This window comes from Actinomadura soli, from assembly GCF_005889715.1.
GTDB lineage: Bacteria > Actinomycetota > Actinomycetes > Streptosporangiales > Streptosporangiaceae > Spirillospora > Spirillospora soli.
Window position 1 is genome coordinate 18,938 of the sequence record NZ_VCKW01000013.1, and the last position, 17,051, is coordinate 35,988.

Below are 17,051 nucleotides of genomic sequence, written 5' to 3' on the forward strand. Positions count from 1 at the left end.
ACTCATCCCCACCGGTGGCGCACCTTCGTGACCACCATGCTGGACGCAGGTGTGGACCTGCGAGACGTCACGGTCCGGTGCCAGCGTCGCGCCGCTTCGACCGCATCCGGTGACCCCAGCAACAGCACCGACTCCCATCGCGCCCCTTGCTCCGAGCGTGCGGCCGAGAGTTCGGCTCGCCCGTCTTCGAGGAGCACCGGGTGCGGAAAACCGTGGATGCCTCGCCCCGCCTACTGGGCGAGGAACTCCTTGATGTGCTTGAGAAGCTCGGCCGGTTTCTCGATCGCTGCTGCGTGACCTGAGTCGATCTCGACGTACTCACTGCCCGGTATCGCTGCATGAAACTGTTTCGCGTACCGCACGGGAACCAGCTGGTCATGCCTCATTCCGACGACGAGCGTCGGTGACTTGATGTCTCCGACACGGCCGCTGATGTCCACCTGGCCCACGAAGTCGATCAATGCGACCATTCCCTCGGACGGCGCCAGTCCAGCGCGCAGCCGAAGGCGTTCACTCGCGCTCATGGAATCCAGGAACGCGTCCGACAGAACATGGAGGAGCGTGTACTCGGCGAAGGCATCCGCGTCCAGATCGGCGAGCCGACGCCATGTCCGGAGGAGAAGGCGCTGCCACGGATGGCGGTAGTGGACGAATCCGCCCAGGACCACCAGGCGGCGGATGAGTTCCGCGTCCTTGCTGGCCACAGCGGCGGCGACGACCGCGCCGGTGGAGATTCCGAACATGTCCACCGGGCCGTTCGCGGCGGCCCTCACCACTCCCAGCACCTGATCAGCCAGGAGATCGACGTCCACCTCGCCATCAGGGAGGGGGGTGAGGGTGCTACCCGAGTACCCGGGCACGATCGTGGTCCGGTGCGGCGTGAACTCCTCGAGCAGGCTCGCGAAGCTCGTCTCCGGATGTCCGGTGCCGCCGTGCACGAGGACGAGTTCCGGCCCTTGACCGTCCACGTAGTAGCCCACGGGAATTCCGGCGATGTCGACCTGGTGCTTCGTCATACTCAAGGTGTTCTGTCCTGTTCTCTCGAAGGTGCGTTGCGCGGCGGCGTCACTTCGCGGCCCCCCGGGTCGCCGGCCTCGTCGACGGCGTCTCCACCGCGTGACAGCCACCAGGTGAGGAGAGCCGCGCAGGCCGCGAAGGTCGCGCCGACGGGCAGCAGCAGGGCCGCGGATCGGGTGAGGACGATCGCTCCGATGATGCTGGACAGGAAGTTGCCGAGGTACGCGGCGGACGTGTTGAGCGAGGTCAGCAGCGGCGCGCCTCCCGAAGACGCGTATGTGATGATCCGGTGCTGCTGCGGGCCGATGACCGAGTACGACACGATGCCGCTGAGCGCCGTGGCGATCACCGCTAGGACGAAGATCTCCCGGACCGGCAGCATGATCATGAACACCGCGGTGACGCCCACGGTGGCGGCGATGACGACGCGCCGCGGGTCGTACCGGTCGGCCAGTGCGCCGGCCGCCAGGTTCCCCCCTGTGGCGGTGACGCCGAACACCAGGAGCAGGAGCGCGAGCCGGGACTGCTCGCCGTCGAGGGCCGGGGCGAAGACCGCACTCATGTACGTGAAGGGAAGGAAGATCGCGATGAACGCCAGCAGCGTGACCACCAGGATGTTCAGGACCCGCCGGTCGGCGAGCGGCGCGAAGCGCTGCCGCAGTGTCGCGCCCCGGTCGAGCCTGACGGACGGCAGCAGGAGGGCGACGACGGCCGCGACGACGGCGGCGATCGCGGCGACGAACCAGATCGCCGCGCGCCAACCCCAGATCCCGCCGATGAGGGTGCCGAGCGGAGCGCCGAGCACCAGCGCCAGCGTCGCCCCGGCGGTCACCGTGGCGATGGCCTTGCCCCGCCGCCGCTCACCGGCCAGGTAGGCGGCCGTGGCCACGGCGCTCGCCATGAACAGCGCCGCGCCGGCTCCTGCGAGCGTGCGGGACGCGAGGACCAACCCGTAGTTCGACGCCGACGCGGTCACGGCGTTGCCGGCCGCGAGAAGCGCGACACCGGCCACGAGGACCCGGCGCCTGGACCATGTGCCCGTGGCGGCGGCGAGGATCGGCCCCAGGGTCGCGTAGGCAAGGGAGAACAGGCTGACCATCTGACCGGCGGCACCGGTGCTGACGTGCAGAGTTCTACTGATCTCGGGAAGGAGACCGACGATGATGAATCCGTCGGTACCGACCACGAATGCGCCGAGCGCCAGAATTGCTGTCTGTGCCCGCCAGGGAGACGTGTCGGCAGACCTCTCGTTTTCCGCCACCGCGTTGAGACCTCCAAATCAGTTGAGGGCACGTCATGTTTCGACGACCCGTCGATTGTGTCGGCATCGCCGCCTGCCCTTTGGCCAGACTGGGCCGAGCAGGCCGATGGCCCGCCGGCTCACGCCCCGACCTTTTCCTCGAGCCGGCCGGACTCCCGGAAAAGGGCGAGCCGCTCCTCGCCGACGGAGGCGCGCCGTGCCGCGTTCGTGACGCCGAGCCCCGGCCGCGGCGCCTGGCACAGCACCGCCACTTTGCCGGTGTGCTGGTTGGTCTGCATCAGCCTGGTCGCCTCGGGCGCCTGGGCCAGCGGATAGACCACCGACAGGGTCGGCACGATGTGGCCGAGTTCGAAGAGCGTGTTGCAGTCCCACTGTTCCTGCAGGTTCGCGACGTGGCTGCCGATGACCTTCTTCAACCGCATCCACAGGTAGCGGTTGTCGTAGCTGTGCTGGTAGCCGCTGCTGGAGCCACATGTGACCACGACGCCGCCGCGGCGGACCACGAACACCGAGACCCCGAAGGTGGCCCGTCCGACGTGCTCGAACACGATGTCCGGGTCGCGCCCCACCCGATCGCGGATGATCGCGCCGAGCCGCTTGCCGATCTCCAGTACCCGGTCGGGATCGTCGGCGGCGTCATCGCTCAGGCCGATCTCATTGCGGTCGATCACGACGTCGCAGCCGAGCCGGTGCAGCAACTCGGCCTTGTGCGGTGATCCGACCACGCCGACTGGGATCGCCCCGCCATTTCTGGCGAACTGCACCGCGTACGCGCCGAGCCCACCCGCCGCACCCCAGATCAGCACCACATCGCCCTGCTTGAGCCGGGCGCCGCGGTTGCCCACCAGCATCCGGTACGCCGTCCCCGCGCACAGCGGGTTCGTCGCGGCTTCCTCCCAACTCAGGTGGCCGGGTTTGGGGATGAGCTGACTGGCCCGCACCACGGCGTACTCGGCCAGCCCGCCGAAGTTGGTTTCGAAACCCCAGGCGCGCTGCTCGGCACCGAGCATGCCGTCGGCGTGGGTGCCCGGCTCCTGGTCGTCGACGTAGGCAGGACTCACCACGACATGGTCGCCCGGCCGCCAGCGGCGGACCCCTGAGCCGACTCGGAGGATGACGCCGGCGGCGTCGGAACCGACGACGTGATAGGGCTGATCATGCCGGCTCGCCCAGCCGCCCTGCCGGCCGAACTGCTTGAGGAACCGGAATGTCGGTAGCGGCTCGAACATCGCCGACCACACGGTGTTGTAGTTCACCGAACTCGCCATCACAGCGACCAGCACCTCGTCCGGGGCGAGTTCCGGCATGGGGACCGGACCGACCCGCAGCGACTTGCGCACGTCCTTGTCGTCCGTGTCGCCGAACATGCCGACGTCCTCCACGCGCAAGTGCGCGGCGAGGTATTCGTCGGGGACCCGAATCCGTTCGACCTCGTCATTAGTGGCCTGGCCGGTCACCAGGGCTTCCAGCGGCGCGCTCATCCTCACCTTCTTCTCAGGCTCGTTGTGCCGCCCGTTGTCGTCATGCCTTCGTGACGGCGCTGATCAGCCAGTTCCTCGGCACACCGCGCACCTCACGCGGGGTGACGGCGTACGGCCAGCGCCCCGCGCCGGCGCCCGCCTCGCCGGGCTGCCTGAGGTCGCGCACCGCAAAGCCGTGGTCGCTCAAGAACTCCTCCGGTTGGTCGGTGCCGAACCGCCACGGTGTCCCGTCTTCCCGCAGGGACCGGAGAAACGGCTGGGTCATCGGGTGGCGCAGCAGGGTCGCGCTGGTCATGTCGACGACCAGCCAGCTCTCGGGAGGACAGGCGCCGGCCACCGTCTCGAGCAGCTGCCCGACCTGCTGCTCGGTGAGGAAGAAGACCAAGCCTTCGGCGACCCACAGGGTGCTCTGGGCTGTGTCGAAGCCGCCTGACTTCAACGCCTCCAGCCAGTCTCCGGCCAGGTCGGCCTTGACGGGCACGGTCCGTACCCTCGGCTCGACCACGAGCGCGGCCAAGCGCGACTGCTTCTCGGCGAGTAGCGCTCCGTGGTCCACTTCGTAGACGGTGGCGCCCTCAGGCCAGTCGAGGCGGTGGGTGCGCGTGTCCATACCGTTGGCCAACAGCACGATCTGCCGGATCCCGGTGTGGCCGAGGACGCGCGTGAGGGCGTCGTCCATGTAGCGGGTGCGTACCGCGATGAAGTCGCTGACGGCGGCTCCCCGGTACCTGTCGAGCAGCTCGAACCCGCGGGGCTCGGCCAGGTGCCGGGCGTAGTCGTCACGGATCAGGCCATCCGCACGTTCACTCTCCAGGGCGCGGGCGGCCGCGGTCCACTGAGCGGTATAGGAGATGTCGTCCACGTAGGTGTTCTCCTTCTCGTTCGCGTCGGCCCGGACGGGGTGGCGGGCCGGCTCAGCCGGCCAGGAAACGCTTCTCGATGGTGGCCAGGGTGCGCACGTCGTTGATGCCCAGGCAGTCCAGGTCGATCTCTACGCCGCTCGTCTCCTGGATCAGGAAGACGAACTCGACGAAGGACAGCGAGTCGACCAGGCGGTTCTCGATCAGATCCTCGTCGGGGCCGACGTCGGTCCGGCTCTCGTGTTTGGCCAGGATCCAGTCCTTGATGACGCCGATACCCGTTGCCTTCGGCTCGGTCACTGTGACACCTCTCCTGTGTGGTCTCATGTTCGGTCTCATGTTCGGGCGGCCGTCGCGACCGCCACGGCATACGCGCCCTCGCGGGCCGGGCTGACCGATGTCTCGGGGATCCAGCCGGGCGGCCTCGGCCAGCGGTGCGGCCGCTCCCGTGGAGGTGGACGACCGGCCCGGCACCGGCTCCGACGATCCGGCGCGACGAGTTCCTCGGCGCGGGAGATCAGCACGGCGTGGCAGATCAGCATGATGTCCACCCCGATGCGTGATGGGCTAGGCGGAGTAGGTTTCATGGAGCACCTGCTCGGATCTCGTCCGGGCCTTCTCGGCAGTGCCGTAGCGGTCGATCAGGACGCTCACCCAGCGTTCCAGCCCGAAGGCGACGCACCCGGTGAACGCCGTCGAGTCGTCGTTCCCGAAGGTGATCCGGCACCGCTCACCGAAGAAGTTCCGGTGCGTGTTGACCGAGGCGATGGCGAGGCCGTCGACTTGGAACTCGTGCTTGACCGGCTCCATGCGCTGCAGTAGGGCGCGCGCGCCCCCACCCTGGAAGAACGGATCGGTCGCGGCCTCCACTTCGACGTCGAGGTCCAGTCGGCCAAGGAAGTCCTCGATTCGCTCCCGGAACCGGGCTATCACGTCCTGCGTGTGCTCGAAGGACCCGATCGCGACGATCTCTCGCATCTGGAAGCTGAGCAGTCGGCGCAGTCCGTCGAAACGGCTTTCCCTGCGGAAGCATTGGTTCACGAGCGTCACCAGAGTCTCCGGGGGCACTCGCGTGTGCTGGTGCAGCAGATACGCGGCGAAGCAAGTCGCGGTGGACAGGCCGAGGTGGGGGCCCGCCACCTGGGCGGGCGAGAACCGTCCTTTGGACGGCCCGTCGGTGGGCGTCTCCAACCCCCCGGCGACGAGCGCGAGATGGGGGAAGTTCACGTAGAGGTCCAGGTCCGCCAACTCGTCCACCGGATAGACCGGTGGCGCCGAGATCTCGTCGGCGCCCGCGTCGATCCCCCAGCCGCGAAAGGCGTCGTCCAGGAGCCGAAGCAGTGCGGTCTCCGCGGGGCCGAGGATGGCGAGGCCCTCGGCGATCCGGCTGTCTCCTACGCGGGTCACTGTGCTGCCTCCACGGACGGTACGGCGGACCCGGTCTCGTGCGTGACCAGGCCGATCTTGGTCAGATACGGCAGCGTCTTGCGGAACACCTGCGCCTCGAACTCGTGCCGCCGCGGTCCCTCGAGCAGCCGCCGCCGGACCTCCAGCGGATTCGGGATGCCGGCGTCCCGATAGACCTGGGGGTTGAACAGCGTTTCGAAGCTGTAGGTCAGGTACCGCCCGAGGTAGCCGCGCACCTCGTCGAGCTCCTCCTGCGTCGCGCGGCTGCGGAAGCGCTCGAACAGGACTTTGACCAGCTCCCGGCCGAACGCGATGTGCCGGGACTCGTCCTGGTGATGGATGCGATTGATCTGCCGGATGGTGTCGTCCAGTCGCTCATCCGACGCCATCCGGACGTTGAAGTGATCGACCAGTTCCTCGAAGATGAGTATGCGGGCGAAGACGAGCAGGCTCGCCGCCTCACCCGGCGGCACGGTCTCGGCCCCACCGCGGAGCTGCTTGTAGATCTTCCCGCCGTACCGCTGACAGAACTCGGCGAAGAACCACATGTGCTCGTTCTCCTCACCGATGAAGTGGTGGAAGAACTCGGAGGCACTGGCGAAGTCGTCTGTGTGGATGCGTTCGGTGATCTCGATGAGCAGTTCCCGGATGCCGTGGACGTTGAGACTGTAGAAGTTGACGCTCTCGAACCTGGACAGCGCGAAGAGTTGTTCCCGCGTCAGCTCCTCGGCGACCTCCGTCTCGAATGTCGTGGTCAACTCGGGGCTCATCCACCACATGTCCTCGGGCAACGTGTCCGGCCACTGGAACATCTGGTACGGGTTGTAGTAGTCCTCGATCGACATAGCGCTCAACCGGTCGAGAATTTCCCGGAGACGTGGACTGTCATCCATTCGAGCATTTGTCATCGCAAACCCCCATCGTCGATTGGGTGGCGGAACTGTGCTGGAGCCTGTTCGGTGTCGCGCCGAAGGGAGGGTCGGCGGCTTGACGCGTCTCAGCGAGTCTCGCGCGCCGACTCGACAGCCATCCGGCCGAGCCGACTGGAACGGTCGTCGGTCTTGGTGTACTGATCGAGCCGATGGTTCAACTGCGTCGAGGTGTAGGCGAAGGCCAGGTTGTGTCGCGGGACGGCGAAGACCAGTGCGCAATCCTGCCCGTAGTGGCCGAACGACTCCACCTCCGGACCCGCCTGCGGCAGGTTCGGGTCGGGCAGCATGAAGCCTTGCGAATAGGCCCGTTCACGGGCGAAGACACGATCCGTTCCGCGTTTCCGCAGCCGGGAGGCACGCAGCAGGGTCTCCCGGTTCCAGAGGCGTACCCCGTCAACGGGCCCGAGGGTCGCGGCGAATATCCGGGCCAACGGCCGGGCGGTGGAGACGGCGTTGCAGCCGGGGACTTCCGCGCTCAGATAGCGCATGGACCTTTCTGCGTCCAGCAGGTTCGGATTCATCTGAGACCTGCTGAGCAGAGAGGACTTGTCTCCCAGCAGGTGCATGATTTCGGCGGCCGCGCCGTTACCCGCGGACCGCGACGCCTGGAATGGCACGACACGGGCAAAGTCCTCCGCGCCGATGCCGATGCGGACCTCCGCGTCGAGCGGCTTTCGGAACTCGTCCCCAAAGAGCTCGTCCACGGACTTCCCGGTTGCCCGCCGCAGATATTCGCCCACGCCCCAGCCGAAGGTCAGGTCGTGATAACCGTGATCGGTTCCCGGCTCCCAGTACGGGCGCTGTGCGGCGAGCGCCTCGACCGCCGGATACCAGTCGATCACGTCGTCGGCGGAGAGCCGGCGATCGACGCCGATCAGCCCGGCCTGGTGGCTGAGGAAGGTGGCCAGGGTGATGGACTCCTTTCCGGCCACCGCGAACTGCGGCCAGATCCCGGCCATGGGGCTGTCGATATCGATGACTCCCCGCTCATGCAGGGCGTGCACGATGACCGAAAGCAGGGCCTTGCTGACCGAACGCACGTTCTGCAGCCGATCGGGTTCCTGCCCCTGGGAACGCAGGGAGACCCGTTCCTCGCCCTCCACGTAGACACAAAGCTCGGCGTTCGAATCGGCGCCGTCCCGGTGGATCCGGTCGAACTCCCGGACGAGCGGGAGGAATTCTTCCGACGACGCACCAGTAATTCTCTCCGAATACACGGAATCATGGCCTTCATGAGGCCCGACCGTCATTTTCATATCAGCTCCGAATCTCCGTCATCCGCTTCTCGATATCGGCGGCGAGCTCGCTGAGCGTCGGCCTGTCGAAGCAGATCGAGGCGGGCAGCGGCACCGACAGCAGTCGTTGCAGCCTGTTCCGTATGGTGAGCGCGTTGAGGGAGTCCATGCCGGCTTCCGCCAGGTCGATCCGGCCGAGCTCCTCGACGTCGTAGCCCAGCACGCGGGCCACCACGCCCTGGCAGCAGGCCATGATGTCGGCCGGCGTCACCGGTGCCGGAGCATCCGCGTCACCGGGTGAAAAGGCGGACCCGTCGCCGGTCACTCCGTTCAGGACGGGGTTCGAGGCCAGATGGTGATCTGGATCGAGGTCGTGCCACCGCGTGGGCAGGATGGCGACCTGTCCCGCGGGCCAGCCCTCGATCGCGGCTCGCACGACCGGTCGGCCCTCCGAGCTGGAGATCGTGCCGACGCCCTGTTCCTCGAGCCGGCGAAGATAGCCATCGTTGCCGGCGAGGTACCCGACATCTGACCAGGACCCCAGGTCCAGGGAGAGGCCAGGCAAGCCGACCGCTCGCCGGTGGCCCGCCAGCGCGTCGAGGAAGGTGTTGGCCGCGGCGTGACCGGCCTGCCCGGGATTGCCGAACAGGCCGCCATAGGAGGAGGTCATGACGAAGAGGTCGAGATCGGGTGCGTACTCGGTGGCGCACCGGTGGAGATTCCACGCACCTTGCGCCTTTGGTGCGAGCACGCGGGCCATCCGGCTCCAGTCCGTGCGGTCGATGATCCCGTCGTCGATAACGCCCGCGGCGTGGATGATGCCGCGCACGGCAAAGTCCCCGGAGGAATAGTCGGCGAGCAGCCTGGCGACCTGTGGCCGTGACGTGACGTCGACGGTTTCGGTCCGGATGTCCGCGGCGAACTCCTGCCGCAGTCGCCGCATCCGCTCCGCCAGTTCCCGGCGGGGAGCCCGACGGCCGCTGACGACCAGCCTCCTGGCGCCCAGCTCCAGCAGTGCCCGCGCGCATTCCAGGCCGATCCCGGACAACCCTCCGGTGAGGATGTACCAACCCCCCGGATCGATACGGACGCGTCCGCCTCCGGACGGGGGCATGGCGGGGCGCAGACACGGCAGCAGCGTGCGGTCGCCGCGCAGCGCCAGTTCCGCGTCACCGGCCGGTGCCGAACCGATGGCCGCCGCCAGCCGCGCGACGGCCGCGCTCCACCGCTGCCTGGTGTCGGCGGGGTCCAGGTCTATGAGCATGTGGTGCACGGTCGAGAGTTCTGTTCTGGCGGTCCGCGCGACACCGATGACCGCTCCCTGCGCGGGAATCACGTCATCCGATGTCAGGACCTGGTGTGCTCCTGAAGTGACCGTGCAGACGGTGACGTCGTGCGGGTTCGCCGCGGACACCGCCTGGAACGTCCGCAGAGTGGCCAGGCCACCGGCGGCGACCACGTCGCCGGACACCGACTCCGTGGTGAGCGGAAGGCCGCCGAGGTCGGCGTGCCGCTTGCGCAGGGCCGGCACGGCGTTGACGACCGTGGCCGGCCGGTACTCGGCGATCGCCCGCGCGGCGGCCGCCACCGCGTCGTCGTGCTCGTCCGAGAGCGCATGGACCAGCACCTCGGCGCCCAGGCGTTCCAACTCCCGCGCCAGGTCCGCGCCCGATTTCGTCGAGGGCTCGACGACCAGGCATCGCCTGCCTGCCAGAGGTTCGGCGACCGGCGCCGAAGCAACTGGAGGAGCGTCGGCCCAGGTGACCACGTAGTGGCCGGTGCCGTCGGCGTGCGGGTGATCCGTCACGGGTGCGTCGACCGCTCCCATCGCGTCGCTGGCGACGCGCCCGGCCGCCGCGACGCCGGTCGGGCCGGTCGGCGAGATCCAATGACGGCTGCGCTGGAACGGGTACGTGGGCAGGGTGACCATGCGGCCACCTGGGGACACGGCCGCCCAATCCACCGCCATGCCGGCCGAGTACGCACCGGCCAGCGCCAGCCGGGTGGAGGCGATGTCGTCGCGTTCCCAGCGAAGCGTTTCCAGGAACGTCGGCTCACCCTCCCCGCCGTCGCCCAGCGCCACCTGGGCCAGATTGGCGAGTGTGTTGGACAGGCCGATCTCCAGGAAGACGTCGGAGGCGGCCCCGCGGAGCGCTTCGAAGAAACGCACCGGGTGTCGCAGCTGCCGCCGCCAGTACCCGGCTGTCGCGATCTCGTCGCCGATCACGGATCCGGTCAGCGTGGAGATGATCGTGTGCGTCGGCGGGCGCATCTCGACGGATTCCAGGACGGCGGAGTAACCGTCCTGGATGGCGTCCATCTGCCTGGAGTGTCCGGCCCGGCTGATGCGCAGTTTCCGGCAGGTGATGCCACGCTTCTCGGCCTCGGTGACGACATCGTGGAGCGCGCTTCGGTCGCCGGAGATCACGATACGGTTCGGCGCGTTGACCGCCGCGATATCGACCTGGTCGTTGCCCTCCAGCAGGTCGAGCACGTCCGGCTCGCCGGCGAAGACGGCCGCCATGGCGCCGGAATCGGGCAGGGTATCGAGCAGTTTCCCCCGCTCACAGACGAGGTAAAGCCCGGTTTCGAAGTCGAACACGCCGGCGCAGTGCGCCGCGGCGTACTCTCCCAGACTGTGGCCGATGTAGGTGTCCGGCGTGATCCCCCAACCGCGCCACAGGCGCATCAGCCCGACCTGCAGTGCGTAGACGATGGGCTGGGCCAGCCGAATGTCGGCGATGGGCATGCCGCGGCGCGCGCCGTCCTGATAGAGGAACTCCGAAAGCCGGTATCCGGTGTGCTGCCGGAAGTACGGATCGGTGCTGTCAACGAACTCCTGGAAGACGGGCTCGGACAGATAGAGGTCACGGCACGCTTCCAGGTATTCCCCTCCCTGCCCGGAGAACAGCGTGGTCAGCCGCGGCGGCGGGTCGGCCGCACGCCCGGACGCGAGACCGATCTCGCCGTCGAACCTGTCGGACACGTCGTCCTGGCCGTCCGCCACGGCGTCCAGGAGGGCGGCCAGCGTCTTGTGATCCGAACCGACGACGGCCGCCCGATGGGCAAAGTGCTGACGACCGGTCCCGAGGGTGTACGCCGCGTCGATGACCTCCGGTGCGGCGTCGTCATCCAGCAGCGCCCTGCTGACCCGGGCCGCCAGGTCGCGGAGCGCGGACTCGGAGTGTCCAGAGATCGGCAGCACCTGAGGGCCCGGCGCCACGGCGCGGGCGGGAACGTTCCTGCCGGCAGGAGCATCCGGTGGTTCCTCCAGGATCGCGTGGGCGTTCGTGCCGCCGAGCCCGAAGGCGCTGACTCCGGCGCGGCGCGGCCCGCCGTGGACGTCCCATCCCGTGGTCTCCGACTGCACGTAGAACGGTGACGCGGCGAAGTCGATCGCCGGGTTGGGCTCCCGGAAATGCAGAGAGGCCGGCAGCTTCCGGTGCCGCAGCGAGAGTGCGACCTTGATGAGCCCGGAGACGCCGCCGGCCCAGCTCAGGTGCCCGATGTTCGTCTTGACCGATCCCAGGGCGCAGGATTGCGGGCGCACGCCCTGGAAGGCCTCGGTCAGCGCCGCGATCTCGATGGGATCGCCGGTCGGCGTCGCGGTGCCGTGCGCCTCGACGTAGGAGATCGAACCGGCCTCGACATTCGCCGCGGCGAGCGCCTGCCGGATCACCGCGGCCTGGCCGGCCACGCTCGGGGTGCTGAAGCCCGGCTTTCCCGAGCCGTCATTGTTGACCGCGGTACCCCGGACGACCGCGTACATGCTGTCGCCGTCTGCCAGCGCCTGTGCCAGGGGCTTCAGCAGCACCACGCCGACGCCGCTGCCGAAGACCGTGCCCGTGGCCCGCGCGTCGAAGGCCCTGCAGTGGCCGTCCTGCGACATGACCAGCCCGGGTTCCGGCTGGTAGCCGTCGATCTGCGGGACCGGCACGTGCGCTCCGCCGGCCAGTGCCAGGTCGCACTCACCGGCCAGGAGCGCCTGACACGCCAGGTGGAGCGCGTACAGCGAGGTGCCGCAAGCGGCCTGGACGGTGACGCTGGGACCGCTGAGACCGAGTTTGTACGCCACCCGGCTGGTCAGATAGTCGCGATCCGCGGCCATGGCCAGCTGCAGATCGTCGGTGGAGTCCAGAAAGTTCGGCAGGGGCCTGCCCGCCTGACCGATGAGGTTGTGCATCAGATACAGGCTGGTTCCGCTGCCTCCGTATACCCCGATATCGGTGGTGCGCCGCCGGCCGGCGCTACCGCCGTCCTCGAGTGCCTCCCAGCAGACCTCGAGGAACAGCCGATGCTGCGGGTCGAGAAGTGCGGCTTCGCGCGGGTTGTAGCCGAAGAACCCGGCGTCGAACTCGTCGATGCCGTCAAGGGTCGAGGCAGCGCGCAGCCGCCCGTCAGGGGCCGCACCATCCTCGACAGTGATCGACTCCACTCCGTCGACCAGATTCGACCAGAACCGCGCCGGAGACTCCGCGTCCGCGAATCGGCAGGCCATTCCGATGATCGCCACACCCTGCGAGTCGCTGTACGGGTGCTCGTCTTCCGGCCCATCGTGTTCACTGGATTCGTGCCGGCTCATGCCGAGTCCCTCCCTTCTGTGGCGTTACCCCGGTTGTCCGCTCGGCGGGCCAGCCGTCTCCGGTCCGCCGTGTTCGGCGGAACGCGCCGACGCCTGTCTGGCTGGACGGAGCCGCCGACCGGCGGCTGGGGCCGAGCGGGCGCGCCGTGTGCCGTCGGCGGTCCTGTCCTGAGCCGCGCCGCCAGCGTGGCTATCGTGGGATACCGGTACATCTCGACCATTTGCAGGTTCGCCTCTGGAAAGCGCCCGCGAAGACGGGTATGAACCGAGCCGAGCAGGATCGAGTTCCCTCCAAGATCGAAGAAGTTTCCGTCGGTGTCGATCGCCTCGCCCAGAACCGAACTCCAAGTCTCGGCGACGATCCGCTCGTAAGACCCGGCAGGCCGGCCTGCCGGATCTTCGTCCGCCTTCTTCAGGCGCGCGGCGGGCGCCATTGCCGCGAGCTGATGTTCCAGGGTCTTCCGGTCGAGTTTTCCGGTGACGCCGATCGGCAGTTCTGGAAGCACCTTCACCGTGTTCGGCACCGCGTACGGCGGCAGCACCTTGCTGATCTCGGCGATGACACCGGCCTCGGAAACGGCGGCCGACGCGGACTTCACCACCGCGGTCAACCCGGTCACTCTCGCGCTCGGGTCCCGGACCGGAAACACCGCGGCCTCCTCGATCCCGGGCACCGCACGGATCGCCGCCTCGATCTCGCCCAGCTCGACCCGGAATCCTCGGACCTTCACCTGACCGTCAACGCGTCCCTGGTAGCGCACGGTCCCGGCCTCGTCGATGCTGACCACGTCACCAGTGCGGTACCAGCGGCGGCGGCTCTCCCGATCGCCCAGCACCGGGAACTTCCGGGCCGTGAGATCCTCGTCGTTGATGTAGCCCCGGGCCAGTCCCGGCCCGCCGATCAGCAGCTCGCCGAGTACGCCGGGCGGGCAGTCGCGTCCGGACTCATCGACCACACGAAGGTCCACACCGCCGAGGGCCCGCCCGATCGGTACGTGCTCGGTGTCGCCATCGGAGCACTCGTGCAGCGTGGTGTACACGGTGGTCTCGGTAGGCCCGTAGCCGTTGAAGATGTGGGGGACCGGCCTGAGCTGGGCGACCAGCTCGGGCTGCACGATCTCACCTCCCATGATCAACACGTGGAGCTGGTGGATCGAAGCGGCGAGAACGGGGTCCTGCAGCATCAGCTGCACAAGGGACGGAGTCGACTGGAAGTGGGTGACCCTGCCACTGGCCAGTACGCCGGTCAAGAATTCGGCGCTCTGATAGGACCTTCCGGCCAGGGCGCCGACATCGGCCACCACGAGAGGAACTCCTCTGGTCAGCGGCCAGAACAGGTCCACGATCGACATGTCGAAGCAGACGTTCGCCGCGGCCAACCAGCACTGCGCCGACCGGTCCGGCAGCTGCGGTATCACACCGTCCAACGCGTGGAACAGGTGGTTGACGCTGCCGTGTTCTACGGCGACGCCCTTCGGCTCACCCGTGGATCCCGAGGTATGGATGATGTAGGCGAGATCCGAACCGCCCGGCTCCACCACACCCCGGTCCACCGGACCCGGTGACGAGCCGGATGAGGCGGCGGAGAATTCCAGAAGTTCATACGGCATCGCCGCGAACCGTTTCGCGGTGCGCTCGTCGACGACAACGCGCTCCACGGCGGCGGAATCAATGATCGCGCGAATCCGGCTGTCTGGAAAGTTCGGGTCGATCGGCACGTAGGGCGAGCCGCTTCCCATCGTCCCCAGCATCGACGCCACCCGGTCGACCGTCGGGGACATGCACAACCCGACCGGCCTGCCGGGCCGGCTCCCCGTCGCCCGCAACAGCCGGGTCACCGTCTCGGTGCGGCGCCAGAGTTCCCTATAGGAAACGGATTCCGTGTCGTCCGACACGGCGATCGATGTTGGTGAGCTCAGCACCTGCCTTTGGATCTGACCGATGATTGACGCCGTCTTGCCATCCAGGAGCATGGGCAGTTCACCTCTCCTTCGACCCGGGCGTCTCGTGATCACGGTTGAAGAGTCGACGGACTCAACGCCGTTGTTCGAGGCCGGGTGATAAGAATGCGCGTGCGTGGTCGGGGCGTCGACGATTCTGAAGCGTTCCCCGCTACGCGACCGGTGGCCCGGGGGTGTCTGCGTTCGGGCAGATGTTCAGCGGGAGCCGACGACCAGCAGGGTGCTGTCCAGCAGCCGGTTGGAGAAGCCCCACTCGTTGTCGTACCAACCCACGACCTTCGCCTGCCTGCCGCCGACGACCGTGGTGAGGCCCGCGTCCACGATGCACGACGCGGGGTCGGCGACGATGTCACTGGAGACGATCGGGTCCTCGGTATAGCGCAGGATGCCGGCCAGCGATCCCTCGGCGGCCCGGGCGAACAGACTGTTGATCTCCTCGGCGGTCGTCTCGCGGCTCAGGGTCACCGTCAGGTCGGTGGCCGAACCGGTGGGGACGGGGACGCGCATGGCGAAACCGTCCAGCCTTCCGGCCAGGGCGGGTAGTACCCGGCCGATGGCCTTGGCGGCGCCGGTGCTGGTGGGCACGACATTGGTGGCCGCATTGCGAGCGCGGCGAAGGTCGCGGTGCGGGCCGTCGAGCAGGTTCTGGTCAGAGGTGTAGGCGTGGATGGTGATCACCAGGCCGGACTCGATGCCGATGGCCTCGTGCAGCACCTTGGCCATCGGGGCCAGGCAGTTGGTGGTGCAGGAGGCGTTCGAGACGACGGCGTGGCGTTCGGGGTCGTACTGGTCGTGGTTGATGCCGTACACGAAGGTCAAGTCCTCGTTCTTCGCCGGGGCTGAGATGATGACCTTCGCGGCGCCCGTCTCGATGTGTGCGCGCGCCCGGTCGGCGTCGGTGAAGACGCCGGTGGACTCGATGACGAGGTCGGCACCGAGCTTCGCCCAAGGCAGGGTGGTCGGATCCCGCTCGGCTGACACCAAGATCCGCGCCCTGTTGACGAGGAGGGAGTCTCCGTCGGCGCGCACCTCGCCGCGGAAGCGGCCCAGCGTGCTGTCGTAGGCCAGCAGGTGAGCCAGCGTGGCCGGGTCGGCGAGGTCGTTGACGGCGACCACTTCCACGTCGGCGCCCCGGCTGAGCACCGCGCGCAGGTAGCTGCGGCCGATGCGACCGAATCCGTTGATGCCGACACGCACAGTCATTCATGAAACCCTTCATGAACAGCCGGAATGACGAAACGGGGTCAGCGCGCCCTGCTGAACGCTACCGTGCTCGCGACCATATCGGGCCCTTCACCCGTAGACGCCTTCGCATCTCTGTGAACACTTCTTTTACCTTATATTTACTTATGCCAACTGGATACTTGACTATACGAACAGATGGGATGGAGGGCTTCAATATGACACAGGTCACATCTCATGCGCGCACAGTGACGACCGCCAAGGCTCGGCCCACTGGTCTGCACAAGCGCCTCCCACGATGCGCTCTATGATCCACCTCCCACGACATTAAAGGAAGCTTTACTTGCGCTCATCAATGCACCAATCTAAAATCACCCTCTTTCGTCAAGCCGTGCCTGGTCAGCAGGTTGTTGACTGAGTGGTGTTCAGGCGGCGGAGGAAAGCCAGGGGACGCCGGAGGCGCATTACGAGTAAACGTTCAACGGCGGCGCGGGAGAGACGATTCTGAGGGTGTTTCGCCTAGTGGCCGGTGTGATCCAGAACTGACGATCATCGTTGACCCTCGGGTCTCCGACCACCACGGAAATCATCTGCGTCCACCACCAACCCCAACTCGACCGTCCCAACCCTCCGCTGGACCGTGAGGCCAAGCGCCGCCTGGCGGTCTCCGCCACGTCGAAGAGGCCACCGGCAACGCCACCCAGTCCTGCCGCTACTTCGGGATCAGGCAGCAGGCCGCCGGCGGTGACGGCCTAGCGGAGGATGCCCATCGCCGCCCGGCACTTTGATGTACCCCGGCTTCGGTGGGGTCGGCCTGGACGCGATCCGTCGGCTGGCGGTCAAGCAGTAGGCGCAGGAGTTGGCGGCGCGGTATGCGCCCAGCACCGTCAGCGGGGTCGTCACCCTGCTGTCGATCGTCCTCACCGAAGCCGTGAACGAACGCATGATCGCCCACAACCCCATCAAGGGACTCAGACTCGACCGGTTGGGCGCTGGCCACCATGACGGTTCAGGCAAGGACCGTCCAATACCGACGGCCGGGCAGGTTCGGCAGATCTGTGCGCGGGTCCGGCGGCTGGGTGGCCGGGACATGGAGATCATGGTGATCACGGCCGCGTGGACCGGATGCGCTG

The 17,051-nt window shown here is 67.7% G+C and carries 12 protein-coding genes; all 12 read right to left on the reverse strand.

All coding sequences use genetic code 11. The annotated features are described in order from the left end of the window. Positions 1 to 230: 230 nt before the first annotated feature. The 12 genes from ETD83_RS04155 to gap all read right to left on the reverse strand — a co-directional run bounded on the left by ETD83_RS04155 (position 231) and on the right by gap (position 15,939). On the reverse strand, positions 231 to 980 hold the full coding sequence (locus ETD83_RS04155; RefSeq protein ID WP_171064011.1) for an alpha/beta fold hydrolase: 750 nt from the start codon (positions 978 to 980) through the stop codon (positions 231 to 233). A gap of 38 nt (positions 981 to 1,018) precedes the next feature. Then, positions 1,019 to 2,278 (reverse strand): MFS transporter, encoded by a 1,260-nt coding sequence (locus tag ETD83_RS04160; RefSeq protein WP_268920408.1) that lies wholly within the window; start codon positions 2,276 to 2,278, stop codon positions 1,019 to 1,021. A 119-nt stretch (positions 2,279 to 2,397) separates the two neighbouring features. Next, on the reverse strand, positions 2,398 to 3,759 hold the full coding sequence (gene ccrA / locus ETD83_RS04165) for a crotonyl-CoA carboxylase/reductase (protein WP_138643698.1): 1,362 nt from the start codon (positions 3,757 to 3,759) through the stop codon (positions 2,398 to 2,400). Between the two features lie 40 nt (positions 3,760 to 3,799). Continuing rightward, complete coding sequence (locus ETD83_RS04170; protein ID WP_138643699.1) at positions 3,800 to 4,621, reverse strand: class I SAM-dependent methyltransferase; 822 nt, start codon at positions 4,619 to 4,621, stop codon at positions 3,800 to 3,802. Between the two features lie 52 nt (positions 4,622 to 4,673). Then, positions 4,674 to 4,919, reverse strand: coding sequence for an acyl carrier protein (locus ETD83_RS04175; RefSeq protein ID WP_205717485.1), 246 nt, complete (start codon positions 4,917 to 4,919; stop codon positions 4,674 to 4,676). A 35-nt stretch (positions 4,920 to 4,954) separates the two neighbouring features. Further along, positions 4,955 to 5,161 carry a hypothetical protein gene (locus ETD83_RS04180; RefSeq protein WP_138643701.1) on the reverse strand — a complete coding sequence of 69 codons (207 nt, stop codon included), beginning with the start codon at positions 5,159 to 5,161 and terminating at the stop codon, positions 4,955 to 4,957. 25 nt (positions 5,162 to 5,186) lie between these two features. Beyond that, positions 5,187 to 6,026, reverse strand: a complete 840-nt coding sequence (locus ETD83_RS04185; protein ID WP_138643702.1) for a class-II aminoacyl-tRNA synthetase family protein — start codon at positions 6,024 to 6,026, stop codon at positions 5,187 to 5,189. Then, positions 6,023 to 6,934 (reverse strand): diiron oxygenase, encoded by a 912-nt coding sequence (locus ETD83_RS04190; protein WP_138643703.1) that lies wholly within the window; start codon positions 6,932 to 6,934, stop codon positions 6,023 to 6,025. Before ETD83_RS04190 ends, ETD83_RS04185 begins: the two co-directional genes overlap by 4 nt. A gap of 89 nt (positions 6,935 to 7,023) precedes the next feature. Beyond that, a complete protein-coding gene (locus ETD83_RS04195) occupies positions 7,024 to 8,214 on the reverse strand; it encodes a serine hydrolase domain-containing protein (RefSeq protein WP_138643704.1) in 1,191 nt (396 codons plus the stop codon). Position 8,215: 1 nt separating this feature from the next. Continuing rightward, positions 8,216 to 12,775, reverse strand: coding sequence for a type I polyketide synthase (locus ETD83_RS04200; RefSeq protein WP_138643705.1), 4,560 nt, complete (start codon positions 12,773 to 12,775; stop codon positions 8,216 to 8,218). Continuing rightward, positions 12,772 to 14,748 (reverse strand): non-ribosomal peptide synthetase, encoded by a 1,977-nt coding sequence (locus ETD83_RS04205; RefSeq protein ID WP_138643706.1) that lies wholly within the window; start codon positions 14,746 to 14,748, stop codon positions 12,772 to 12,774. The genes ETD83_RS04200 and ETD83_RS04205 overlap by 4 nt, the downstream gene beginning before the upstream one ends. Before the next feature lie 183 nt (positions 14,749 to 14,931). Beyond that, positions 14,932 to 15,939 (reverse strand): type I glyceraldehyde-3-phosphate dehydrogenase, encoded by a 1,008-nt coding sequence (gap, locus tag ETD83_RS04210; protein WP_138643707.1) that lies wholly within the window; start codon positions 15,937 to 15,939, stop codon positions 14,932 to 14,934. Positions 15,940 to 17,051 lie beyond the last annotated feature (1,112 nt).